At 34.0% G+C, this 23,190-nt stretch carries 20 protein-coding genes; 10 read left to right on the top strand and 10 right to left on the bottom strand.

The window, feature by feature from the left end:
* Positions 1-8: 8 nt before the first annotated feature.
* Entirely contained in the window at positions 9-2,672 is a 2,664-nt protein-coding gene (locus tag AC1Q7L_RS07225; RefSeq protein WP_492304885.1) for a hypothetical protein, read from the top strand.
* Positions 2,673-2,691: 19 nt separating this feature from the next.
* Here the strand turns inward: AC1Q7L_RS07225 and AC1Q7L_RS07220 are convergent, their stop codons facing one another.
* Positions 2,692-3,042 carry a hypothetical protein gene (locus AC1Q7L_RS07220; RefSeq protein WP_066754205.1) on the bottom strand — a complete coding sequence of 117 codons (351 nt, stop codon included), beginning with the start codon at positions 3,040-3,042 and terminating at the stop codon, positions 2,692-2,694.
* Positions 3,043-3,215: 173 nt separating this feature from the next.
* Here AC1Q7L_RS07220 and AC1Q7L_RS07215 point away from each other — a divergent pair, with 173 nt between their 5' ends.
* Together AC1Q7L_RS07215 and AC1Q7L_RS07210 are read left to right on the top strand one after the other, a co-directional pair.
* Positions 3,216-3,410 carry a hypothetical protein gene (locus AC1Q7L_RS07215; RefSeq protein WP_492304884.1) on the top strand — a complete coding sequence of 65 codons (195 nt, stop codon included), beginning with the start codon at positions 3,216-3,218 and terminating at the stop codon, positions 3,408-3,410.
* 126 nt (positions 3,411-3,536) lie between these two features.
* A complete protein-coding gene (locus tag AC1Q7L_RS07210) occupies positions 3,537-4,583 on the top strand; it encodes a PA0069 family radical SAM protein (protein ID WP_492304883.1) in 1,047 nt (348 codons plus the stop codon).
* Positions 4,584-4,729: 146 nt separating this feature from the next.
* Here the strand turns inward: AC1Q7L_RS07210 and AC1Q7L_RS07205 are convergent, their stop codons facing one another.
* A complete protein-coding gene (locus AC1Q7L_RS07205; RefSeq protein ID WP_410691893.1) occupies positions 4,730-4,891 on the bottom strand; it encodes a bacteriocin-like protein in 162 nt (53 codons plus the stop codon).
* A gap of 72 nt (positions 4,892-4,963) precedes the next feature.
* Positions 4,964-5,914 (bottom strand): isopenicillin N synthase family dioxygenase, encoded by a 951-nt coding sequence (locus AC1Q7L_RS07200; RefSeq protein WP_492304882.1) that lies wholly within the window; start codon positions 5,912-5,914, stop codon positions 4,964-4,966.
* 87 nt (positions 5,915-6,001) lie between these two features.
* Here AC1Q7L_RS07200 and menD point away from each other — a divergent pair, with 87 nt between their 5' ends.
* Positions 6,002-7,678: a 2-succinyl-5-enolpyruvyl-6-hydroxy-3-cyclohexene-1-carboxylic-acid synthase gene (gene menD, locus AC1Q7L_RS07195; protein ID WP_492304881.1), complete on the top strand. Its 1,677-nt coding sequence runs from the start codon at positions 6,002-6,004 to the stop codon at positions 7,676-7,678.
* On the opposite strand, the gene AC1Q7L_RS07190 is transcribed toward menD, so the two are convergent.
* Together AC1Q7L_RS07190 and AC1Q7L_RS07185 are read right to left on the bottom strand one after the other, a co-directional pair.
* A complete protein-coding gene (locus tag AC1Q7L_RS07190) occupies positions 7,675-8,301 on the bottom strand; it encodes an aminotransferase class IV (protein ID WP_072409146.1) in 627 nt (208 codons plus the stop codon). The two genes, menD and AC1Q7L_RS07190, sit on opposite strands and share 4 nt — an antisense overlap.
* Positions 8,285-9,262 carry an aminodeoxychorismate synthase component I gene (locus AC1Q7L_RS07185; RefSeq protein ID WP_492304880.1) on the bottom strand — a complete coding sequence of 326 codons (978 nt, stop codon included), beginning with the start codon at positions 9,260-9,262 and terminating at the stop codon, positions 8,285-8,287. The genes AC1Q7L_RS07190 and AC1Q7L_RS07185 overlap by 17 nt, the downstream gene beginning before the upstream one ends.
* Before the next feature lie 47 nt (positions 9,263-9,309).
* Between AC1Q7L_RS07185 and AC1Q7L_RS07180 the strand changes: the two genes are divergently transcribed.
* The 4 genes from AC1Q7L_RS07180 to AC1Q7L_RS07165 all read left to right on the top strand — a co-directional run bounded on the left by AC1Q7L_RS07180 (position 9,310) and on the right by AC1Q7L_RS07165 (position 12,209).
* Positions 9,310-10,032: a hypothetical protein gene (locus AC1Q7L_RS07180; RefSeq protein ID WP_492304879.1), complete on the top strand. Its 723-nt coding sequence runs from the start codon at positions 9,310-9,312 to the stop codon at positions 10,030-10,032.
* 70 nt (positions 10,033-10,102) lie between these two features.
* Entirely contained in the window at positions 10,103-10,843 is a 741-nt protein-coding gene (locus AC1Q7L_RS07175) for a beta-carotene 15,15'-monooxygenase (RefSeq protein WP_492304878.1), read from the top strand.
* Position 10,844: 1 nt separating this feature from the next.
* A complete protein-coding gene (locus AC1Q7L_RS07170) occupies positions 10,845-11,936 on the top strand; it encodes an AI-2E family transporter (RefSeq protein ID WP_492305345.1) in 1,092 nt (363 codons plus the stop codon).
* 18 nt (positions 11,937-11,954) lie between these two features.
* The gene (locus AC1Q7L_RS07165; RefSeq protein ID WP_054512893.1) at positions 11,955-12,209 is read left to right on the top strand and encodes a DUF3820 family protein; all 255 of its coding nucleotides are present in this window, start codon (positions 11,955-11,957) and stop codon (positions 12,207-12,209) included.
* A gap of 58 nt (positions 12,210-12,267) precedes the next feature.
* Here the strand turns inward: AC1Q7L_RS07165 and uvrB are convergent, their stop codons facing one another.
* Positions 12,268-14,259, bottom strand: coding sequence for an excinuclease ABC subunit UvrB (gene uvrB, locus AC1Q7L_RS07160; RefSeq protein ID WP_492304877.1), 1,992 nt, complete (start codon positions 14,257-14,259; stop codon positions 12,268-12,270).
* A gap of 287 nt (positions 14,260-14,546) precedes the next feature.
* Between uvrB and AC1Q7L_RS07155 the strand changes: the two genes are divergently transcribed.
* Positions 14,547-15,899 carry a peptide-N-glycosidase F-related protein gene (locus AC1Q7L_RS07155; RefSeq protein ID WP_492304876.1) on the top strand — a complete coding sequence of 451 codons (1,353 nt, stop codon included), beginning with the start codon at positions 14,547-14,549 and terminating at the stop codon, positions 15,897-15,899.
* Between the two features lie 43 nt (positions 15,900-15,942).
* Here AC1Q7L_RS07155 and AC1Q7L_RS07150 read toward each other — a convergent pair whose 3' ends face one another.
* Together AC1Q7L_RS07150 and AC1Q7L_RS07145 are read right to left on the bottom strand one after the other, a co-directional pair.
* Positions 15,943-17,355: a M56 family metallopeptidase gene (locus AC1Q7L_RS07150; protein WP_492304875.1), complete on the bottom strand. Its 1,413-nt coding sequence runs from the start codon at positions 17,353-17,355 to the stop codon at positions 15,943-15,945.
* A gap of 1 nt (position 17,356) precedes the next feature.
* On the bottom strand, positions 17,357-17,728 hold the full coding sequence (locus AC1Q7L_RS07145; RefSeq protein ID WP_410691904.1) for a BlaI/MecI/CopY family transcriptional regulator: 372 nt from the start codon (positions 17,726-17,728) through the stop codon (positions 17,357-17,359).
* Between the two features lie 108 nt (positions 17,729-17,836).
* Between AC1Q7L_RS07145 and AC1Q7L_RS07140 the strand changes: the two genes are divergently transcribed.
* Entirely contained in the window at positions 17,837-19,054 is a 1,218-nt protein-coding gene (locus AC1Q7L_RS07140; RefSeq protein WP_492304874.1) for a PQQ-dependent sugar dehydrogenase, read from the top strand.
* Between the two features lie 49 nt (positions 19,055-19,103).
* On the opposite strand, the gene AC1Q7L_RS07135 is transcribed toward AC1Q7L_RS07140, so the two are convergent.
* Together AC1Q7L_RS07135 and tnaA are read right to left on the bottom strand one after the other, a co-directional pair.
* The gene (locus AC1Q7L_RS07135) at positions 19,104-21,539 is read right to left on the bottom strand and encodes a TonB-dependent receptor plug domain-containing protein (RefSeq protein ID WP_492304873.1); all 2,436 of its coding nucleotides are present in this window, start codon (positions 21,537-21,539) and stop codon (positions 19,104-19,106) included.
* Positions 21,540-21,757: 218 nt separating this feature from the next.
* The gene (tnaA, locus tag AC1Q7L_RS07130) at positions 21,758-23,134 is read right to left on the bottom strand and encodes a tryptophanase TnaA (RefSeq protein ID WP_492304872.1); all 1,377 of its coding nucleotides are present in this window, start codon (positions 23,132-23,134) and stop codon (positions 21,758-21,760) included.
* Positions 23,135-23,190 lie beyond the last annotated feature (56 nt).

Here is a 23,190-nt window from a genome sequence, read left to right as displayed (position 1 = left end):
TCGCAAAAATGAAAAAATGGGTTAAAAAGTTACTAATTAGCCTCGGGGTTTTGATGGTGATTTTCTTGCTGGGAAACTTCGGCTTAAATTTTTGGCTTAAAACCCAACTTCCTAATTATATCAAAAAAAATACGGATTATAAGGTTTCCTATAAAACATTGGACGTAGACCTTGGGACTGGAAATATTCTTTCGACCGGAATTACAGTTAATAGTAAAGATCCGCAGAATACGGATGTTATAGGTCTTCAAGGAACGATTGATACGTTGAAAATCGATCGTTTCGGGATTTACGATGCTATTTTTAATAAGCAAATAAGTTCATCCGATTTGTTATTAGGAAGCCCTAATTTGAACATTATTCTAGCAAAACCGGCTGATAAAAAAACTGGTAAAAAAAAGAATCCTGTATTGTTTGAAAATATCAGGATTAATAATGGAACCATTAATGTTTTCAGAGATACAAAACAAAAATTCTTATCTGTTCAAAAGCTTGATCTTTTTGTTGAAAATTTACAGATGACAGAAGAATCTGTAGAAAATAAATTACCTGTTGTTTTTGATAAATACCACATTAAAGGAGAGAATTTTTTCTTCCGTCCGGATAATGTTTATGCTTTAAAAATAAATAAAATAACAACAACTAACAGGCAAGTAGCTATAGAGAATTTCAGACTGATTCCGTTGTTGACGATTAATCAGTTTAAAAGGTTTTATCCTAAAAAAACGAAACTTTTTCAGTTTGATATTCAAAAAATGAATTTCAAGGATATTGTTTTAAAAAGCAATGCTGTTTCTCTGGCGAATGCGGATTTTCAGAATCCTAAACTTTTAGTTTATACAATCAACGCTGTTCCTGTTAAAGTTGAAAAACCGCTTAATTTCGAGCTTAATCTTGAAGATATAAAATTAAATAATGCGACCGTAAATGTTGTAAAACCTGATGGAAGCAATCTTTTATCTGCAAAAAACCTTAATTTAGATATCAATCAATTAAAGTTTGATAAGGATACAAGGGAAGAGGTAATTCCCGTCGGATACAAGAGTTTTCAGTTCTCTGGAAAAGATATTTTATACTCAAATCATCAGAATTATGTTGTCGGAAGTGTTGCTTTAAATTCTAAAAGTGGAGAGATGAGAAATATTTCTGTCACTCCAAATCCATTAGATCCGGGAAGGCGATCGATGACTTTAAAGGCAAATCTTGCAGCTTTTAATATCAATAAGTTAGAATTTATAGATAAAAAATTAAATCTTGATATAAAAGACGTTCTGGTTGATAATGTAAACGGAATCATCGTTGCGGGAGAAAATAACACAAAGAAAGCTCCGAAAGAGAATAAAGTAAATTCAATTCTTATACGGAAATTCTCGTTTAAAAATTCTAATATTACTTACGACAAAGGAAATGAACCGCTTGTTTTTAATGATTTGAATGCAACGATTAATGAGATTGAAATTAAGTCTAAACCTAATAATTTAGGACATACTTTTAAAGCAAAAGATTATTTTCTGACCACCAAGAATTTTGCCTACAAAACAAAGTTTTACAACATGAGTGTCGGACTTTTAAAATTAAATAAAAACAAAGTTCAGATCACCCAATTTGCGATGAAACCTCTCATTTCGAGAGGTCAGTTTATCAAAATGATACCTGTTGAGAGAGATTTGTATGATTTGAAGGCCAATCAGATAACAGCAGAAGGAAATTGGGACTTATTTTCTCAAAATAAATTCATCAATGCTTCCAATGTTGTGATCCAATCTGCGGATGCTAATATTTTCAGAAGTAAAATTCCGAATGATGATCCGAAAGAAAAACCTTTGTATTCCAGATTGTTGCGTTCGATTAAGATTCCGCTTTATGTTAATAATTTAGATCTAAAAAACTCAATTCTAGTATACGAAGAAGATACACCGGAAAGTGCTGGACCAGGGAAATTGACATTCGCCAATTTTAATATGAATGTTAAAAATTTAAACTCAGCCAAAACAAAAGGAAAACCAACCAAAGTTGATATTAAAATCAATTGTTCGTTTATGAATCTTGCTCCGTTGTCTGTAAATTGGGGGTTTGATGTTGCTAATCAGAACGATGTCTTCACGATTTCGGGCAGAGCAGCCAATCTTCCCGCGAATGGAATTAATCCTTTTATCAAACCATATCTTCATGTGATGGCGACTCAAGGGACGATTCAGGAAATGCTTTTTAATTTCAGAGGAAATCCAAGAGGTTTAAATGGAGCTTTTAATTTGAAACATAAAGATTTAAAAATCGCTGTTTTAAATAAAGATAATCAACAGAAAAAAGGAGTTTTAACGGCAATTGCCAATCTTGTTGTGCGTTCGGATTCCGGAAATCTTCCTCAGTCTGTGGATGTGAAAGATGTAGAAAGAGATCCTACAAAATCATTCTTTAATCTCTTCTGGAAAGGGATTGAACAAGGTTTGAAGAAAACGCTGATCGGAATAAACGTTGACAAAACAGAGAAAACGGTAAAAAACGCAGTTGCTTCTGTAAAGGAAATGAAAAAATCTGTGAAAGAATTAAAACAGGATATAAAAGGCTCCGGAACTAAAAAAGAAGAGCCAAAACCAACGGAAGAGAAAAAGGAAAAGAAAGGTTTTCTAAAGAATGTCTTTAAGAAAAAAGAAAAACCCGAAACTGAATAATTTCGGGTTTAATATATATTTAAAAATTAAATTCTTCACTTTCCTGAACCGGAATATCTCTCAAAAATTCATCAAACTTTTCTCCGGGATAATTGCTGTCTGCGCCGTAAGAATCTATGATCATTCCTCGGTTTCCGGCTGCGTCTTTTAGAACATATAAAACAGCATTATCGTCAGGATTACTGTCACCCTCAAAACGGTATGTTTTTAAGATGGTTAAATCGGCAGGTTGATAGTTTTGTTCAGAATTATCAAGCTTCATTTCACAACTGTCATTCATTCTGAATTCCCTGTGTATTCCTCTCTCAGAGAGCCTTGTCATCACTTGGCTTAAGGTCGTCATTTGATCCATGTTGTCTGCGCTATCCATAATATTATTTTTCTTTATTAATACAATAATTAAACCATTAATTTACGAAAAAAGGAAGACTGTAGAATTATATTTTGATTAAAAAAGAAGTTGAATGTTAACAAAATTTATAATTGAAAAAAATAAAATAGGTACACTTTTTGCAATATCGTCAGTAATAAATCGGACAAAATATGAAAAAAGAAGTCGGAGTTTTACTAGCAGGAGGTGTTGGGCTTTTGGCAGTATTAAGTTTTATAGGCATAAAAAAAGTATTAGATAAAAAAAATAAAAAATACAGTGATTCTTACTCAGACCATCACAGACACTTTGATTCTAAAGATCATGAGGACGAGTATCACGGAGTAGAATTTTACGCATTGAAGTAGTAAAAATATATAAATTATGTTTTTTGATATCCAACGCTTTTTTTAAGTGTTGGTTTTTTTTGTGGAAAACTTTAGTGTTAAAACTAATTATTTTTAAGCCATTCCATTTTACATTTACATCAGAAAATGCAGAACGAAAATATCATAAAAGGTCAGGGCGCTCAGCGAAATGTTATCAATCGTTTCGACCGATACACCTATGAACCAGATGATGAAGATTTTGAATCTGTAAGAACAACCTTCACGGAAATTTTCCCGAAAACAATTGTGAATCAGGTGAAAAGCGAAGATCTTCCGATGGAATATTCGATGAATCCTTACCAAGGCTGTGAACACGGATGTTCCTATTGTTTCGCCAGACCAACTCATGAATATTGGGGCTACAGCGCTGGAATTGATTTTGAAAGAAAGATAATGGTCAAGAAAAATGCTCCAGAATTATTAGAGAAATTTTTTCAGAAAAGAGGCTATCAACCTGCGCCAATTTTACTTTCAGGAAACACAGATTGTTATCAGCCTGCAGAACGACAATTTGAAATTACTAGAAAGTTGCTGCAAGTTTGTCTTGATTACAGACATCCTGTCAATGTTCTGACAAAAAATGCGATGGTTTTGAGGGATTTGGATATTCTAAAACCGCTTGCAGAACAAAATTTGGTTTCCGTTTCTTTAAGTATTCCTACAATCAATGAAGATTTACGAAGAAAAATGGAGCCGAGAACGAGTTCTTCCAAGAATAAATTAAAAGCTATTGAGGTTCTTTCTGAAAATAAAATTCCCATACATGTAATGGTTGCGCCAATTATTCCGGGATTGAATAGCGATGAACCTTTGAATATTTTAAAATCAATTTCAGAAGCCGGTGCTCAAAGTTTTGGCTATACTTTGGTGAGATTAAATGATACGGTTGAACCTGTTTTTGTTAAATGGATTGAAACGCAGTTTCCAGACAGAGCGCAGAAAGTTTTAAATCTAATTCGTTCCATGCGAGGTGGAAAATTAGGCGAAAAAAGATATTTTGACCGACAAAGGGGTGATGGAAATATTGCAGAAATGATTCATAATACCTTTAAAATAGGAAGAAAGAAGTTTTTTGAAGGTAAAGAATTTCCAAAATTGACAACCGCCAATTTCACGGGCGCAAAGGATCAGCAATTGAGATTGTTTGATTGATTTTTTTTATCCCACAGATTACACGGATTTTCACAGATGTTTGTGTTTTATTAGTGGAAAATATTTGTGCTATTAGTGTTTAAATAATCAAAACAAAAAACCGCTCCAAAAGGAACGGCTTTCTTATAAATCTTTTTGAATTTCAATTACATTGAATCATCTGGACATGTAAATTTATCACTACACGTTGCGCAAATCACAACTCCGTTGCAGTAATACATGCAAAATTCAGGTTCTGGAAGTTTAATTCCTCCTGCTCCAGCAATACTTTTTAATTGGCCTTTACTTAGTTTTTTTAAATTTTTCATATTGTTTTAATTAAAAATTTGATATTAAAGTAAAGATAATTAAAAAATCATTAACTAAATACAGTGTGGTAGTTATTTTTTTATTAAACCTAATTCAATTAATCTTTCATGTAAAAATTCTCCTGCTGTTGTATCTTCATATAACTTAGGATGGTCTTCGTCAACACAGTTTTCAAGAGCGTTTAATGACATTCCGCTTACGGGATGCATAAAGAAAGGGATTGAGTATCTTGAAGTTCCCCACAATTCTCTTGGCGGATTTACCACTCTGTGAATCGTAGATTTCAACTTATTGTTGGTATGTCTTGATAACATATCTCCAACGTTGATTACCAATTCGTCCGGTTCCGCAATCGCATCAATCCAATCACCGTTATGGTTTTGAACTTGAAGTCCTTTTCCCTGAGATCCCATCAAAAGAGTAATCAGGTTGATGTCTCCGTGAGCTGCTGCTCTTACCGCATCATCAGGCTCCTGAGTGATTGGCGGATAGTGAATTGGTCTCAAAATAGAGTTTCCTTCCGCGATTTTGTCGTCAAAATAAAACTCATCCAATCCAAGATACAAAGCCAACGCTTGTAAAACAGATTTACCAGTTTTTTCAAGCATTTGGTAAGTTTCTTTACCAACTTCATTGAATTTTGGAAGCTCCTCAACGATCACATTGTCAGGATATTCTTTCTTGTATTTTGAATCATCAGACACATATTGTCCGAAATGCCAAAACTCTTTCAAGTCTCCTTTTTTGAAACCTTTTGCAGTTTCTTTACCGAATCCGACATAGCCTCTCTGGCCACCGATTCCTGGAATTTCATACTGTTGTTTTGTTTCTGTGGGAAGTTCAAAAAAGTTTTTCACTTCGCCATACAGATCTTCTACTAATTGGTCATTAAGAAAGTGCCCTTTTAAGGCTACAAAACCAATTTCTTCGTAAGCTTTTCCGATTTCATTTACAAATTTCTGTTTGCGTTCCGGGTCACCCGAAAGGAAATCACGCAGGTCTACACTAGGTATTTTATCCATTTTTAGAAATTTAACGTGGTGCAAAATTACATCTTTTTTGAATTAAATTTTTTTAGAATTAAGGATTTATAAGTTAAATTTGTACTTATGAAAAAATATTCTTCTAAGAGAAGTATCCAAATACTTGCGCATCTTCTTCAGCAGTACGGAATTTTAGATATTGTTATTTCACCGGGGTCCAGAAATGCTCCGTTAGCGATTCATTTTTCGGAAGTGGATGGCTTTAATTGTTTCAGTATTGTGGATGAAAGAAGTGCCGCTTTTGTAGGAATTGGGATGGCGAAAAGCGAAAAAAGGCCTGTTGCAATTACCTGTACAAGTGGTTCTGCGGTGGCGAATTATTACCCTGCCGTTACAGAAGCATTTTATCAGAATGTTCCTCTTTTGATTTTAAGTGCGGACAGGCCAACAGATTATGTGGATATTTTTGATGGACAGACGATTAGACAGAATAATATTTTTCATCAGCATTCTTATGGCGATTTCCAGCTTTTAGAAGACAGTAAGGAAAACGCGGAAGAAATTAATTTTGACATTATTAAAAAAGCGATCGAGCTTTGTTTTGAAAAACAAGGTCCGGTTCACATTAATATTCCGTTGGAAGAGCCTTTGTATGAATTGGTTTCTGAACTTCCGACTTTTCCTACGGTTGAGAAAACAATTAAGCATAAAGAATACGACATTCCTTCCAATTTAGTAGCAGACTGGAATACTTCACAAAGAATTCTTCTTTTGGTAGGAACAAGAGATTATAGCCCTGAATTGGAAAATCAGCTTTCTCAATTGGTTAAAAATCATTCTGTTGTGGTTTTAAGTGAAGTGAATTCTAATTTGCATCACGAAAAATTTTTCAAACATATTGATCGATATATTTACAACTTCACGGAAGAAGATTACAAAACATATGCTCCGGATCTGTTAATAACGATCGGGCAGAATGTTGTTTCCAAAAAAGTAAAACAGTTTTTAAGAAGTGCCCGCCCAAAACAGCATTGGCATTTGGATGAAGTTTGGCAGCCGGATACTTATTTTTCTTTAACGGAGAAAATAGAAATCAAACCTGAATTGTTCTTTTCTAAATTGTTGAAATTCATTAATCTAGAGCCAAAACCCTATTTTAATCTTTGGGATGTTTTAAGAGATAAAAAAGATGCAAAACACCTTAAATTTCTAAATATGGTGGAATTCTCTGATTTTTATTTCTTTAATAAAGCTTCACAGACTGTTCCTGAAAACTATAATATTCATGTCAGCAATAGTTCGGCGATCAGATATGCACAGCTTTTTGATTTTGGAAAGAGAAAAATCTATTGCAATAGAGGAACAAGCGGAATCGACGGCTCTACATCTACAGCAATGGGATTTGCGATTAAAAATGCTAATCCAACTTTATTGATTACGGGAGATTTAAGTTTCTTCTATGACATCAACGGGCTTTGGAATCAATACATTCCGCCTTTTGTAAGAATTATGATCTTCAATAACGGAGAGGGAAATATCTTTAAAATTATTCCGGGACCTGGAAATGCCAACCCGAATACTTTAGAGGAATTTATCGCTACAAAACACAAGAAAAACGCTGAGCATCTTGCCAAGCATTTCGGATTTTCTTACACAAGAGTGGAAGATGAGCCAACGCTTGACAGGGTTTTAGATAATTTCTTCAAGCCTGATGCACAGCCTAAAATACTGGAAGTGAATACTTACGGTAAAAATAGTGCTGATGTCTTAAAGGCTTATTTCAATTTCATGAAAGAGAATTAAAGATCCAAATATTCTTCATTACCCGGTAGATTGATAATTCGGTCTATTGGGTAAATGAACATATCATCAAAGTCATTCATTGCATTAATTAATTGAAAATGTGAGAATTGCTTGATGTTTTGTAAAGTGATCTCAGTTTCTTTAATTTTCTTCTGCTTCAAAAGATTTTGTCTTTGAACACCATTCAAAAGATACGTTGTCGGAGTGAACCAATCTTTACCTTTTTGGAATAAAAGATTTGAAAATGAAGTATCTGTGATATGATTATTTTTTACAATAATTATTTCTTCAGCTTTGGATTTCATTTTCATTTTTTCCAGCTCTTTTCGGTCTTCAAATTTGAAAGAATAATCGAAACTATTGTTCTCAACTAATTGAAAATCTTGTATTTCAGGAATTGCATAAGGGATCATTTGGGTGCGGATTTTTTTGTCCAAATCATAAGAAATTCTTAGTTTGTACATTCCGTCTTCATCATGTTCCAGATGTTTAAAAATTTTAGCCAAATCAATTGAGCCTTCTTTCCCAAAATGGGCAAAGGTTTGATTAACACGCTTTTGATGAAGATCTAACAAGAAAACTTCCTGATCTTCTACTTTAATACTTTCAATGAATTGGGACATAGATTTTATTTTTCATTTCCTGATACTCGTCTTCTAATTTACTCATGTGCGTTATTCCGCCGCCGCTCTTGAAATACAATGTACCATTTTCTTTTTCAATAAAACGGATCATTATGCAGCTGTCGAGATTTTCACCATCAAACCAGCCACAAACTCCGGTATAATAACCTCTGTCATATCCTTCTGCTTCGAGGGTTATTTCCAATGTTTTTGGCTTTGGAGCTCCTAAAATAGATCCTGCCGGAAGCAGTTTTTTCATGATACTTCCTACTTTTCCATCAAATTCAGGCTTTAAATTCCCTGAAATCTCTGAACTCATGGCATACAAATCTTTTTGCTGAGTTTTGATGAAATCAATGTGCTGAAATTTATCAACTTTCACATCTTCTGCCACCATGCTAAGATCATTTCTAAGCAAATCTACAACGGTGTAATGCTCGGCTTTTTCTTTTTTATCGTTCTTAAGGATTTCTGCTGCGTTTTCTAAAGACGCATCAATAGTACCTTTCATGGGATAAGTGAGAATTTTTCCGTCAATGATCTTCACAAAAGTTTCAGGAGAAAAAAATACAAAAAAATCTTTATAAAAAACCTTGTATTTTGCATTTGAATGATAGAAAATTTCTTCGAGTGTTAAATTCGTCTCAATTTTGGTTTTTCTAGTATAATTTACCAGATAAGAATTTCCTAAACGAATATTTTTCTGAACTTTATCAAATCCTGATTTAAAACTTTCTAAAGTTTCAGGATAAGATTTCCATTCAATTTTTTTATCTAATTCGTGTGTTGTTTTTGTAGTTGAAAACGATTGAAAATCAACTAATAAACCTGATTTTTCAATCTCATTTTCTTTATAAATTTCAACATTATCCAAAAGGAAGTCGATAACAAAAAAATAGGGAACTTTCTGGAGAGAAAGTTCGTCCATTTCCATAAATTTTTGATGATTCATTGAAAACATTCGACAAAAGTACTTATTGATGTTTACTTTTGCACAAAATATTTTTAATGCAGAACAAATATCCTCAGAAACCGGGAATTGACTTTATACTAAAACAGGCTTTTTTTTACTGGAATAAAACATTGATTTTTCAATTAATGTTCTCCATCATTTACTTTGCTATATTTTTTACATCATTTGCCTTTTTTGCTTCTAAATATGGAATATGGGAGATGAATCAGGAATTCATGGAGGCTTTCAAAATTGGGACAAGCGAATATTTGGCAAAAGTTTCTGAACTTACACAAACGGACAATTATCAAAAGTTTACGTTTGGAATTTTTGCGATGAGCATTTTTCTTTTTCCTTTGAATCTTGGTTTTTTTCAGATTTTCAAAAAGATGGATTTAAAAGAAAAAATTGTTCTTGGTGATTTGTTTGCGGGATACAACGGGCTTAATTTCTTTAAATATATAGGATATTATATCTTTTGGTTCTTCATTTATCTTTTTACGGTTCAAACTATAATTCTTGCTGTGGTTTGGGTTATCATTACAATTTTCGTTGCTCCGCTAATGTTTTTTACAGATAAAAGAATTTTTGAAGCGATTTCATTAAATTTTAAAGCCTTGAAAATGTATTTTTTAGAAATATTTGTCTGCGTTATTGTGGCGACATTCTTTAAATATTTAGGCTTTGGTCTGTTTTTGGTTGGAGGATTATTCACATTTCCGTTTTGGAATGCGATGATTTATGCTCTTTATAAGACCGTTTTTGCTGAGAAAAGTTAAATTTTAAATTGTTTACTATTTTTTTATCAAAATAAAGTTAAATTTGGTAAAATCATAAAATAATTTAACCATGTCTGAATTCGACGAGTTTGACCAACAAGGTTCTGTTCCTACTAAGGAGGCCGGATCCATTATTTCTCACGCTTTTGAAATGTATAAAGGGATTTTTCTTTATGCATTAGTTTCAATGATTATCTATATTATAGGAGATTTTATCCTACAATCTATTACAGGATTTAATTCCTGGAGTGGATTTAGTGATTTTAGAGATCTTGATAGTGGTGATTATACGAATTACGAATATTGGAGAAAGCCGGGATTTTCATTATACTACTCTTTTTCGAGTATTCTGGGAATTTTACTTTCGCCTATTTATGTTGGATTAATTTATATTGCGAACAAGTTTAATACTAAGAATCCGATAGAATTTTCAGATCTGTTTATTGGATATCGCCAGAATGTAGGAAATATTTTGTTGTATAGCTTAGTTACAACAATCATATTAGGCGTTTCTGCTGCAATGTGTGGAATTCCATTCTTTTTTGTATTTCCGCTTTTCCTTTTAGGATATCCGATTCTTTTGTTTGAAAATGCAACTGCAATGGATGCTATCAGCAAAACTTTTAATATTGCAAAAGAAAATTACGGTCTGTTTTTAGGAGTGGCATTATTAGGATTATTGATCAGTATTTCGGGAATTGTACTGTGTTGTATCGGGATTATCATTACAGCACCATTTATTATGATTGTAATGTATTCTACATATTGTGCTTACTTAGGAAAGCCGAGACAAATCATGTTTAAAAAATAAAATATTGAATAAAGATAAACAAATAAGCAGTGTGGTCATAAAGCAGGTTTCGTTACTTGCTATCATATTGGTGTTAGCGGGATTGATCTGTTTTAACCTTGCTCTTTTTATACCTTCGGTTTTGGGGGCAATTACCCTGTATGTTCTTTGCAGAAAGTATAATTTCTATCTGCAGGAAGAAAAAAAATGGAAACCTTGGCTTTCATCATTAGTACTGATGCTTGCAAGTTTGATTATACTTATTTTGCCAATCTATTTTATTGGCGATCTTTTAATTGAAAAATTAGGAAACGCACAGGCTTATATGACTAAGTTTAATGTGTTCCTGGAAAAAATACATACTTATATTTTTTCAAAAACAGGTTTTGATATTCTCAGTAAAGAAAATATGGCTAAGCTGAAAAGCTCCGCCGGTCAAGTGTCGACGAAAGCTGTTAGCGGAACGTTTAATACACTTACCGTTATCATGTCCATGTATTTTATTCTTTATTTTATGTTGAGTACACCTCGTTTTTTTGAACGTATTCTTGCTGCTTCGGCCCCTTTGAAAAGAGCGAATGTGTCTTTGATAGGCGAAAAGATGAGAAAGCTGATCATGGCCAACGCAATTGGGATTCCTGTTGTGGCTCTTGGACAAGGTTTAGTTGCTATGATAGGTTACTTTATTTTTGGAGCGCCAAGTCCGATTTTGCTTTTTGCATTGACGGCAGTGGGTTCTATGATTCCGATTGTAGGAGCTGCAATTGTTTATATTCCGATCTGTATTTTTATGATTGCAGAAGGAGATACGGGGCACGGTCTTGGTTTGGCTGCATATTGCTTGGTAATAGTAGGTTTAACGGATAACTTATTGCGTTTTACCCTTCTTAAAAAATTAGAGGATATTCACCCGCTGAATACCGTTTTCGGAATTATCATGGGAATGAATCTGTTTGGATTTATGGGATTGATCTTCGGACCTATTCTTATCTCTCTTACGCTTCTTTTGATTCAGGTATATAGAAATGAGTTTTCTGATGAAGATACTCCTCCGGAGTTACAATTGCCCGATAAAGATGATGAGTTGGAAAATAAAATAGATCTAATAGTTTAAAATAAAATGGTAGAAGGAATAAACCCCGAAATATTAAAAGAAATTTGTGTAATGAAGATGCCTTTTGGGAAGCATAAAGGGGTGATTCTTGCAGATCTTCCAGTAAGTTATCTTGAATGGTTTCACAGCAAAGGAATGCCACCGGGAAAACTGGGAATGCAACTTTCAACGATTTATGAAATAAAAATAAATGGCTTGATGGATTTGCTGACGCCACTTCGAGGAGGAACAGTGAATTATGATAAGCTAAAAAATAAGACTTATAAATTTTAGGATAAAGTTTCGGCGGCACCAAAGGTGCCGCCGAAAATTTTTTAGATTTTAAATCAAATTAATCCTTTAATGCTGCAATTTCATCTCTCAGCTTGGCTGCTTTAATGAAATCAAGATTCTTAGCTGCAGCTTCCATTTCTTTTTGCTTCTGAACAATCATTTTTTCAACGTCTTCGCTCGCATAAGTTGCTTTTACTTCGGCAACTTTTTGTAAGATCTGTTTTTGAGTGTATTTTTCATCAGGGAAGTCTTTGCTTCGGCCGACTAAATTCTCAGATATTTTCTTATTTAACGCTGTTGGAACCTTGTTGTGATCTGTGTTGTATTGTATTTGTTTTGCACGACGATATTCAGTTTCATCTATTGTTGCCTGCATGGATTTTGTCATTTTATCGGCATATAAAATAGCTTTACCGTTAAGGTTTCTTGCCGCACGACCAACCGTCTGAATCATTGATCTTCTGCTTCTGAGCATTCCTTCTTTGTCCGCATCTAGAATAGCAACTAGAGAAACTTCAGGTAAATCTAAACCTTCTCTCAATAAATTTACTCCAATTAAAACATCAAATAACCCAACACGTAAATCATGCATAATCTGAATACGTTCCAACGTTTCAACATCTGAGTGAATATATCTCGTTCTGATACCGAATTTTGTGAAGTATTTGGTTAATTCCTCGGCCATTTTTTTGGTTAAGGTAGTCACTAGAACCCTTTCATCAAGATCAGCTCTTTTCTGGATTTCCTCCATCAAATCATCAATCTGATTTTGACTTGGTCTTACTTCAATAACAGGATCTAAAAGTCCAGTTGGACGAATAATTTGTTCAATATAAGTCCCACCAGATTTCTCTAATTCATAATCGGCTGGAGTTGCAGAAACATAAATGACTTGATTTTGAATAGATTCATATTCTTCAAACTTCAAAGGCCTGTTGTCCATTGCTGCAGGAAGTCGGAATCCGTATTCTACCAACGCTTCTTTTCGGCTTCTGTCGCCACCATACATTGCATGAACCTGTGGAACGGTAACGTGGCTTTCATCAATCACCATTAAATAATCTTTAGGAAAATAATCCAGTAAACAGAAAGGTCTTGATCCCGGAAGTCTGCCGTCCAGATAACGAGAATAGTTCTCAATACCAGAACAATAGCCTAATTCTTTGATCATTTCCAAATCGAGTTCGGTTCTTTCCTGTAATCTTTTGGCTTCTAAAGGTTTTCCTATTTCGCTAAAGAAATCAACCTGTTTTACCATGTCGTCCTGAATCGATTTAATAGCTCCATTCAAGGTTTCTTTTGATGTCACGAAAAGATTGGCAGGATAAATTTGAATTTGATCAAAACTAGCCGTAACATTCCCTGAAACTGGATCAAAACTCTGAATTTTTTCAATTTCATCCCCAAAAAACTGAATTCTTACCGCATTATCCGCATACGCAGGAAAGACATCAATAACATCTCCTTTTACTCTGAATGTACCTCGCTGGAAGTCTGCCAATGTTCTAGAATACAAAGCATTAACTAAAGAATGTAAAAGTGATGTTCTTGTTATTTTTTCTCCAATTGCAAGAGAAATTAGAGACTTATGAAACTCCGCGGGATTTCCCACACCATAAATACAGGATACTGAAGCTACAATCAAGACATCTCGCCTTCCTGAAAGCAAGCTTGCAATGGCAGAAAGTCGTAATTTTTCAACTTCTTCATTGATACTCAGATCCTTTTCAATATAAGTTCCGGTTGTTGCAATATAGGCTTCAGGTTGATAGTAGTCGTAATAACTTACAAAATATTCCACGGCATTGTCTGGAAAAAATTCTTTAAATTCCATGAAAAGCTGTGCGGCCAACGTTTTATTGTGAGCCATAACGATCGTTGGCCTTTGTACGTTTTGAACGACATTGGCAACGGTAAACGTTTTCCCGGAACCGGTAACTCCTAATAAAGTCTGATATTTCTCACCGATTTCGATTCCTTCGGTAAGTTTTTCAATGGCTGTAGGTTGGTCGCCGGTTGGTTTATATTCTGATTGAAGATTAAAATTCATTGAAAATTTAGTGTATATACAAAAATACGAAAGATATTATTAGTCTCAATAAAAGTGGTGCGAATTTAAAAGATTATGATTTTTAGTTGATTTGTAGATATTTATAAAATTTCAACTCTGATTCTACGATTATAATTTAATAAATGAGACGGGATATTTTTATTTAATTAAGATAAATGAAATATTTTATATTTAATTGAACGTAAAATTATATTTATTGATTTATTGACTGTGTTTTGTTGTTGTATTTGAATTATCTTTGCTTTAAATCTAATTTAAATATTAATATGAAATTAAAATTACTCTCTTTAGTGTTAATTGGTCTTTGTAATATTTTACATGCTGAAAAATACTTCACTCCCGATCCTCCGCCAACTGTCATTTCTGTTTATGAAGATGCTGTCTTTTATGACATGTATGCGGCTACTGTCAATCAACCTTTGCCTGCGGATGCGATTCGACAAAGCAATAGTTCCTATACCAAAATGCTTACGGAATCTCAATTAGATTCATTTGGAAATAAGCTTACGATGAATATTACCATTGGTGCGTTGTGTGATAATTACGACCGTCTGGCCAATGTTTACCTTGCTTTAGTAACGAAAGGTTCGGCTGATTATGATACAAATTCGGTTACAAAATTAGAATTAGGGAGGTTTATTACTCCTTTTATGAATAAAAATGTGAGTCCGACTTCTGTTCCTTATACATTTCAGATGGATAATGTGGCGGCTATTCTTAAAGATCCTGTTCTAAGGTCGCAATATGATTTCTGGATAGAATTTGTTGTTTTAGGGGTTCCTTATGCTGCACAAACACAGGTTTCGGGTTGTGCCGGACGTATTGATACTTTTAAAGGATCATTAAGTTTTACGACGACGACAGATTCTTCAATTCCGGCTACCAATAATTTTCTTCTTCCTATGACTGCTGCGAAAAGTCTTAATAATTACAGTGCAACAGATGTCCCGGGACAAACGATCAGAATGTTGAGTTTTGTATTAAATGCTCCTGTGAATAATGCTAATTTTTATTTAATAACATCCAATCACGGAGCCAATAGCGGAGGGGAAGAATATATTAGAAGACAGCATTTTATATCTCTTAATGATCAGCCTATTTATAATTACACGCCAGGTGGAAAGTCTTGCGAGCCATATCGCCAGTACAACACACAAGGAAATGGAATTTACGGTTCTTCTGTCCAATCTACCTCTTGGTGGACTTCATGGAATAATTGGTGTCCGGGCGATGCCGTTCCGATCAGAAAAATTCCGCTTGGAAATATGCAGGCGGGAAGTTATACTTTTCAAATTAGTGTTCCGTCTGCACAGTTTGTAGGACAGCAGGGAGATTTTCCGCTTTCTGTTTATTTTCAGGGAGAAAAGCAAAATGTTTTAAGTACAAGTGATGTGAAAATCACAGACGTTAAAATTTATCCTAATCCTGTAGTTGATGTTGTGAAAATTTCGAGTACTAAAAAAGTAAAAGCTACTGAAGTTTATTCGTCAGATGGGAGATTGCTAAGAGTTTTCAAAGGAAATGAAGCTGATATCAGCGAATATCAATCAGGATTGTATATTCTGAATATTATATTTGATGACGGAATGTCACTTAAACATAAGATTATTAAAAAATAACATTGAAAATAAGAAAAGCGCTAAAATTTTAGCGCTTTTTTGTTTATTCGAAAGTCATTGTAACCGGTAGTTTGAAAACTGTAGCTTCAGGTTTGCCATTTCTTGTTGCAGGTTTCCATAGAGTTTCATTATTAGCTGCAGTTGCTGCTCTTGTAAGTTCATTATTGAAAGCAGTATTGTCGCCTGTTGCAGATATTTGCGTGATTTTTCCGTTTTCATCTAAGTTTAGTAAAACAATTGATTTTATCAATCCTTTTTTCCCATCAAAGACAGATCCGTTAAAATTTGATGCCAGTTTTGTTCGAAAGCTATTAATTCCACCAGGGTATTCTGCAGTTACAAAATCTTTTGAATATGGAACAGATGGAGGTGGAGGAGGTGGATCGTTTTCATATTCTGTTGATTTTTGCTTTTCCTTCTTGCTGATTTTTGCATCAGTTTTCTTATTTGGTCTGATGGTATCTAAAATTACTTTTTCATCATTTGTGTTTTCTTTTACGCTTATTTTGGTATTTAATTCTTCTTTTTTATTTAATTGTGACTGTTCAACAGGAGCTGTATTTTGTATTTCCCTGCCGTTATTTTTTATATTTAAATTTGAATTATTTGCATAGGTTTTTTGAACAAATAATCCAAAAATGGTAATCAATATCGGAATACTTACAATTTTTTTTAGTCTGGACAGTTTTGTTTTTTTAGTGTTCATCATAATAAATCGTTTTTTGGTGTTATTAAAGTTGAAAGTATGCGTAAGGTTGTAATGTTGGCCTGAAATAATCTCTTGAAGTATTAAATTTTGGTAGTCCTTAATACTATAATTATTTTTCAGTACATATTCGTCGGCTAAAAATTCATGATTGGTCACCATTGCTCTTTTGTAGAAATAAAGAGCAGGATTAAACCATGTAATTATTTTCAAGATTTCAATTAGTAAAAGATCAATGCTGTGTTTTTGCCCTAAATGGCTTTTTTCATGTAAGAAAATTCTTGAGTCTATTTCGTTGTTTACCAGATAGTTTTCGCCTAAATAAATTGTTTTCCAAAAACTAAAAGGAGAAAGGTTTTGATTGGTTATAATTATTTTTTGTCCTAAATAATTAATTTCTTTTCCCTTTAGATTTTTTATTTTTAAAACAGATATAATTGCTTTTACAAGGAGGATAGAAGCTACAATTCCGTATACTATCCAAGTGACATTCATCCAATTGAAAATTTCTTGTTTCGTTGGAAGTAATGTTATTTGCTGTGCTGTCTCTTCAAAGATTAGCTGAGGATTATTATTAAGTTTTGGAAATTCTGTGGTGATGGTTATAAAAGGAATAACGTAAGAAAGCACCAGTGAAAAAATTAAATAAAATCGGTTGAACTGATGCATTTTTTCTTTTTCCAAAAACAAATAATACAAAGCAACAAGCAATGAAGAGCATAAAATTATTTTCAGAATAATCGGGATCATTTTATTCGTCTATTTGTTTATCAATAATTTCACGAAGTTCTTTCAGCTGTTTTTGAGACAATTCTGCGTTTGTTGTAAAAAATGAGGCAAATTGTGTCACTGAACTATTGAAAAAACGGTCAATCATAGAAGTCATTTCTTCCTTGAAATATTCCCCTTTGGCTACTTTAGGATAGTATTCACGGGAATTTCCATATAATTTGTAGCCTACCAGATCTTTATTTTGCATTCTCTTCAAAAGAGTAGCAACCGTTGTTGTAGCTGGTTTAGGCTCAGGATATATCTCTAAAATTTCTTTCATGAATGCTTTTTCTTTTTCCCAAAGAATTTCCATGAGGTCTTTTTCAGAATCGGTTAATTTTATTTCATTCATATTCTACAATGTTGTATTTAGTTCTACAAATGTAGAATAAAAATTTAATTGCACAAATTTTTATGGCACTATTTTTCCATTTCTTTTATAACCACTAATCACAACACTATGAAATTCAATCAATATTATGTACCGGCCTTGAGTTTGTTTTTAATACTTTCTTCGTGCAAGGAGAGTAATGCTAATGCTCAACAGGCGAGTAAGGACGGAAGTGTAGAAACAGAAAAGCCAAATTCTGATTATAAACCTGCATTTGCGGGGCAGACAAGAATTAAAGCTGTAAAAACGTCAACCGCATACAATGTCGAAGTATTAAATAAAGATCTAGGAAAACCTTGGGGAATTATCAATTTGCCGGATGGCAAGTTTTTAATTACCGATAAAAGAGGTTATATGAATGTTGTTTCAACGGACGGAAAACAGATTTCTAAAATCGAGGGATTTCCAAAAGTAGATTCAAAAGGGCAGGGCGGAATGCTTGATGTTGCTCTCGACCCTGATTTTAAAACCAATAATATCATCTATTTTAGTTTTTCAGAACCTTTTGGTGAGGGAAATTTAACCTCTGTTGCCAAAGGAAAACTTTCATCAGATTTAAAAACTATCTCAGAAGTGAAAGTTATTTTCCGTGCTGAACCTTCTTATGACGGAGATAAGCATTACGGAAGCAGATTAGCTTTTGATAAAGACGGTAATTTATTTGTAAGTACAGGAGAAAGATCTGATAAACAGACAAGAGTGTATGCTCAGAAAACAGATAATTATTTAGGTAAAATTTTAAAAATAACAAAGGATGGAAAACCTGCTCCGGGAAATCCTTTCATCGGGAAAGCTGGGTTTAAACCTGAAATTTATGCTTACGGAATAAGAAATCCACAAGGATTGGCCCTTGATCCCAACGGAAATCTTTGGGATGTAGAAATGGGCCCGCGAGGTGGTGATGAAATCAATTTAATCAAACCCGGAAAAAATTACGGTTGGGGAGATGTAACGTATGGAATTGAATATTCAGGTTCGAAAATAAATAATGGAACAACACAAAAACAAGGAACCGAGCAACCTGTTTATTATTGGGATCCTGTAATCTCACCAAGCGGAGTTACGTTTTATACAGGAAATATTGATGAATGGAAAGGAAATTTAATCATCGGTTGTCTGAGTGGTGAACACATCAACAGAATCGTGATGAAAGATAATAAAGTAGTCGGAGAGGAGCGTCTTTTGGCTGATCAGAATGAAAGATTCCGAGATGTTTTGGATGGTTCGGATGGAAGCCTTTATGCTGTGACAGACAGCGGAAAACTCTATAAAATCTCTAAAAAATAAAAACATAATGCTTCTGAATTTCAGAAGCATTATTGTTAAAAAATATATATTAAAATTTGAAATTAAATCTTGCAAAAGCCTGTCTTCCTGCAAATCCCATTTGTACAGGATCGAAAATTCCGCCTGATTCGGTATTTCCGTCAGAAACCGCAGTCTTTTGTAATGTTGGGTATCGGTTGAATAAATTCTTACTTCCAATTGTCAAACTAAGGTTTTTAGTAAAATCATATCCGAAAGATAAATCGGTGGTAACTTTTGGGTTATAAGTTTGGTAATCATCTGCACCATTATAACCGATCAGAGTCACTTTGTCGAACCTAACGACCTGTAGATTTGCATTAAATTTACTGATCTTATAATTTAAATTTAAATTAATCTTTGTTTTCGGAGCAGAAGCCAGAATGAAAGCTCTTTCTCTCGGGCTTAAGTAAGTTTCTTCTTTGCCAGCCAATTTTGGAGAGGTGTTTACCTTGGTGATTTCCATTTCATTATAATTTCCGGCTAAAGTGGCGGTTAGCTTTCCGTTACCTATATTTTGATTATAATTTAAAATAACATCAACTCCTTTTGTACGGGTGTCAATAGCGTTAGAAAAGAATTGAGCCTGGTCTATGTAAGGATATTCTACCTGAGCTTCAATCGGGAGTTCGTCTTTAGCAAAATTTCCTGTCAGAACAATTCTATCTTTTATGCTAATGTAATATCCATCAATTGTAGCCGTGAACTTTCCTGCATTAAAAGTAAATCCGGCACTTCCATTAATCGATTTTTCTTCTTTTAATTGAGGAATTCCAACAGCTTGTGTTAAACCACTGTCGTTCGATGCCAATTGAATGGTTACCAGATCGCCACCCTGAAAATTAGTAAACTGCAGGCTATAATATTTCTGAGCCAATGATGGTGCTCTAAAACCCGTAGAAGCAGAAGCTCTGAATGCAAGTTGAGGGGTAATGGCATATCTTGTGGCAAATTTTCCGTTAATCGTGCTTCCGAAATCGCTGTAATTTTCAAATCTTCCGGCTAAGCTGATCATCCATTTTTTTGTGATATCTAATTCAGTATCAACATAAGCTGCAAAGTTATTTCTGTTTTTATTCACTTCCTGAGAATATCCTGGGAATCCTTGTGATCCGCCTGGTCTTATTTCTCCCGTTAACGGATTGGTAACCAATGAGGTTTGTGGAGTGTCTGTTGTAACAATGTTTCCATTCACGTCATACATCGCGTAAGAAGCTTCTTGTCCTTTAATGACATTAAATTTTTCATACCGGAATTCAGATCCGAAAGCAATATTTAAACCTTCCAAAACATCAAACTGCTTTGTAGCATTAAAACCTGTCGTATTTTGTAAAAGTGAATGCCCGCCAGCGTTGAAACTTGTCGGAGAATTCACTCCTAAAGTCGCATTAATGGTATTGTCTATCTGATAAGTGAATCTGTTACTGCCAAAAGCGTTGTAGAAATCTACATCCCACTCGGCAACTTTAAATTTTAAACCATTATCAAATGTAAAATCTGTAATACTTGTATTTTGAATAGGATTAAAACCATTTGGATAAACTTCCGGAATATTTCCGTCTGCATCTGCCGTTCTCGTCCATGCATAAGCATTTGTTTCTCTGTGAGAAAATCCTTGACGGGAATAGAATTTCAGGTTATCAGACAAAGGAACTTCTATGTTTCCAAAGAAATAAATATTTTGAGATTTTGCATCGCCAAAACGCTGTCTTGGAGATTGGTAAAATTCCGGATTGGCATTTCTGATAGAATGTTCTTTATTGATAAATTCTACAGTAAAATTTCCGAAACCGCCTTTTGAGCCTATTTTTGTTCCTAAATTTCCATTAAAATCAAACGTAATTCCGTCTATTTTACGATCTGACATGACATCTTTGTTTCCCGGGCTTTTAAAAAGATTCATCCCGTAGAAAGCGTTTCCTTCAAAACCTTTGTCGCGGTCGTTCAGAATGACATTGATAACGCCTGCAATGGCGTCAGAACCGTATTGTGCGGAAGCACCATCACGAAGAACTTCCACTCTTTTTATGGCTCCGATCGGAATGGTGTTCATATCCGAACCTGTATTTCCTCTTCCTTTTGTTCCGAAAAGATTGATTAAAGATGATTGATGGTATCTTTTTCCATTTAATAAAAGTAAGGTTTGATCGGGTCCCAAACCTCTTAAGGTTGCAGGATCTACAGCATCAGCTCCATCTGATCCGGATTGTTTATTAGAATTAAAAGAGGGCGCGGCAAACTGTAAAAGTTGATTAACCTCGACTTGTCCTGTGGACTGACTGACTTGTTTAATATCAATTATATCGATAGGTACGGGGGTATCAATGACTGTTCTTTTCTTGTTTCGGCTTCCTGTGATGGTGACTTCATCTATTCTTTTTTCTTTTGAAATCGTATCATTTATTTCCTGCGAATACAGCATAGAGGTTGCGGCGAAAAAAGCAGCACTTAAATACTTAATCTTCATATCTATCGAGTTTTTTTAATTTAGTGATAAATCAAATATATTAAAATTTGATCTTAAATCAATAAAAAAACTCACTATTGTTTGAAAAGTATTATGTATTAAACTTAATTAATTGAATATTATAGAATTTTCACTTAACTCGTGTTTATACATTAATTATTTTTACAATTTAAAAGACTTAAAACAAAAAAACCGAGAACTAATCTCGGTTTAAATTTTTATGCTTCTTCCAATTGCACTGTGAAGTGTCTCAGAAGTTCTGGTTCCCATGTTATTTTATAACCTTTTGCAATCTCATCACGTCTTTCGTAAACGTTTTTAATCGCAGCAGCAATATAATCCATGTGATTGTTTGTATAAGTTCTTCTAGGAATTGCTAAACGAACCAATTCCAACTTAGGATAACGGTTTTCTCTTGTTTCAGGATCTCTGTCTGCCAATAAAGTTCCGATTTCAACAGTTCTGATTCCGGCTTCTTTATAAATCTCAAGTCCTAAAGTCTGCGCAGGAAATTCTGAACGGTCAACATTAGGCAAGAAATTTAATGAATCAATAAAAACTGCGTGTCCACCGATTGGTTTCTGAACAGGAATTCCGTATTCAATTAATTTGTGACCAAGATATTCGACCTGAGAAATTCTGCCTTCCAAATAAGCGAATTCTGTTGCTTCATCAAGACCAACTGCCAAAGCTGCCATATCTCTTCCTGCCATACCACCGTAAGTGATGAAACCTTCGTAGATAATGGTGAAGCTAGATGCTTTTCTGAACACTTCTTCGTTGTTTAACGCAATGAAACCTCCGATGTTTACCAATCCGTCCTTTTTAGAACTCATCGTCATTCCGTCTCCATATGAGAAAACTTCTTTACAAATTTCTTTAATCGTTCTGTTTTCTTGTCCTTTCTCTCTTTTTTTGATGAAATAAGCATTTTCTGCGAATCTTGCCGAGTCGAAGAAAACAGGAATTCCATATTGATTAGAAAGTTCTCTTACTGCTTTCATGTTTTCAAGAGAAACAGGCTGTCCTCCAGAAGAGTTACATGTAATGGTAATTAAACAGAAAGGAATTTTTTCTTTTGGATGACTTTTATAAACTTCTTCCAGCTTTTCAAGATTGATATTTCCTTTGAATGGATGTAAATTATTAATATCAAATGCTTCATCAATCGTACAGTCGATTGCGTGTGCTTTTCTTAGCTCGATGTGACCTTTTGTAGTATCAAAGTGAGAGTTTCCAGGAACTACATCACCATCTTTTACTAATACTGAAAACAAAACGTTCTCAGCAGCTCTTCCTTGGTGAGTTGGTAAAAGATATTTGAAACCTGTGATATCCTGTACAGTTTGGTGTAATTGTTCGAATGAACGAGAACCTGCATAGCTTTCGTCTCCTGTCATTAGCGCTCCCCATTGTCTGTCAGACATTGCTCCGGTTCCTGAATCTGTTAAAAGATCAATATAAACCTGTGAAGATTTTAGATTAAATAAATTATAGTTAGCATCTTTAAGCCACTGCTCTCTCTCTTCTCTGGTTGATTGACGGATTTCTTCAATCATCTTAATGCGGAAAGGTTCCGCGTACGGTAAATTCATGATATTTTATATTAGATTGTTTGTAACGAAAATTTTGTTTGAAATAAATTCAAATT

The sequence above is a fragment of the Chryseobacterium sp. GW823-FHT05E08 genome, from assembly GCF_058795655.1.
Note: the sequence above shows the minus strand (reverse complement) of the source record. Positions and strands in the feature narration are given on the sequence as shown.

What these genes read in the sequence shown, in the direction of transcription:
- AC1Q7L_RS07225 (WP_492304885.1), top strand. Translation starts at nt 9, where the DNA reads ATGAAAAAATGGGTTAAAAAGTTACTAATTAGCCTCGGGGTTTTGATG.
- AC1Q7L_RS07220 (WP_066754205.1), bottom strand. Translation starts at nt 3,042, where the DNA reads ATGGATAGCGCAGACAACATGGATCAAATGACGACCTTAAGCCAAGTG.
- AC1Q7L_RS07215 (WP_492304884.1), top strand. Translation starts at nt 3,216, where the DNA reads ATGAAAAAAGAAGTCGGAGTTTTACTAGCAGGAGGTGTTGGGCTTTTG.
- AC1Q7L_RS07210 (WP_492304883.1), top strand. Translation starts at nt 3,537, where the DNA reads ATGCAGAACGAAAATATCATAAAAGGTCAGGGCGCTCAGCGAAATGTT.
- AC1Q7L_RS07205 (WP_410691893.1), bottom strand. Translation starts at nt 4,891, where the DNA reads ATGAAAAATTTAAAAAAACTAAGTAAAGGCCAATTAAAAAGTATTGCT.
- AC1Q7L_RS07200 (WP_492304882.1), bottom strand. Translation starts at nt 5,914, where the DNA reads ATGGATAAAATACCTAGTGTAGACCTGCGTGATTTCCTTTCGGGTGAC.
- menD (WP_492304881.1), top strand. Translation starts at nt 6,002, where the DNA reads ATGAAAAAATATTCTTCTAAGAGAAGTATCCAAATACTTGCGCATCTT.
- AC1Q7L_RS07190 (WP_072409146.1), bottom strand. Translation starts at nt 8,301, where the DNA reads ATGTCCCAATTCATTGAAAGTATTAAAGTAGAAGATCAGGAAGTTTTC.
- AC1Q7L_RS07185 (WP_492304880.1), bottom strand. Translation starts at nt 9,262, where the DNA reads ATGTTTTCAATGAATCATCAAAAATTTATGGAAATGGACGAACTTTCT.
- AC1Q7L_RS07180 (WP_492304879.1), top strand. Translation starts at nt 9,310, where the DNA reads ATGCAGAACAAATATCCTCAGAAACCGGGAATTGACTTTATACTAAAA.
- AC1Q7L_RS07175 (WP_492304878.1), top strand. Translation starts at nt 10,103, where the DNA reads ATGTCTGAATTCGACGAGTTTGACCAACAAGGTTCTGTTCCTACTAAG.
- uvrB (WP_492304877.1), bottom strand. Translation starts at nt 14,259, where the DNA reads ATGAATTTTAATCTTCAATCAGAATATAAACCAACCGGCGACCAACCT.
- AC1Q7L_RS07155 (WP_492304876.1), top strand. Translation starts at nt 14,547, where the DNA reads ATGAAATTAAAATTACTCTCTTTAGTGTTAATTGGTCTTTGTAATATT.
- AC1Q7L_RS07150 (WP_492304875.1), bottom strand. Translation starts at nt 17,355, where the DNA reads ATGATCCCGATTATTCTGAAAATAATTTTATGCTCTTCATTGCTTGTT.
- AC1Q7L_RS07145 (WP_410691904.1), bottom strand. Translation starts at nt 17,728, where the DNA reads ATGAATGAAATAAAATTAACCGATTCTGAAAAAGACCTCATGGAAATT.
- AC1Q7L_RS07140 (WP_492304874.1), top strand. Translation starts at nt 17,837, where the DNA reads ATGAAATTCAATCAATATTATGTACCGGCCTTGAGTTTGTTTTTAATA.
- AC1Q7L_RS07135 (WP_492304873.1), bottom strand. Translation starts at nt 21,539, where the DNA reads ATGAAGATTAAGTATTTAAGTGCTGCTTTTTTCGCCGCAACCTCTATG.
- tnaA (WP_492304872.1), bottom strand. Translation starts at nt 23,134, where the DNA reads ATGAATTTACCGTACGCGGAACCTTTCCGCATTAAGATGATTGAAGAA.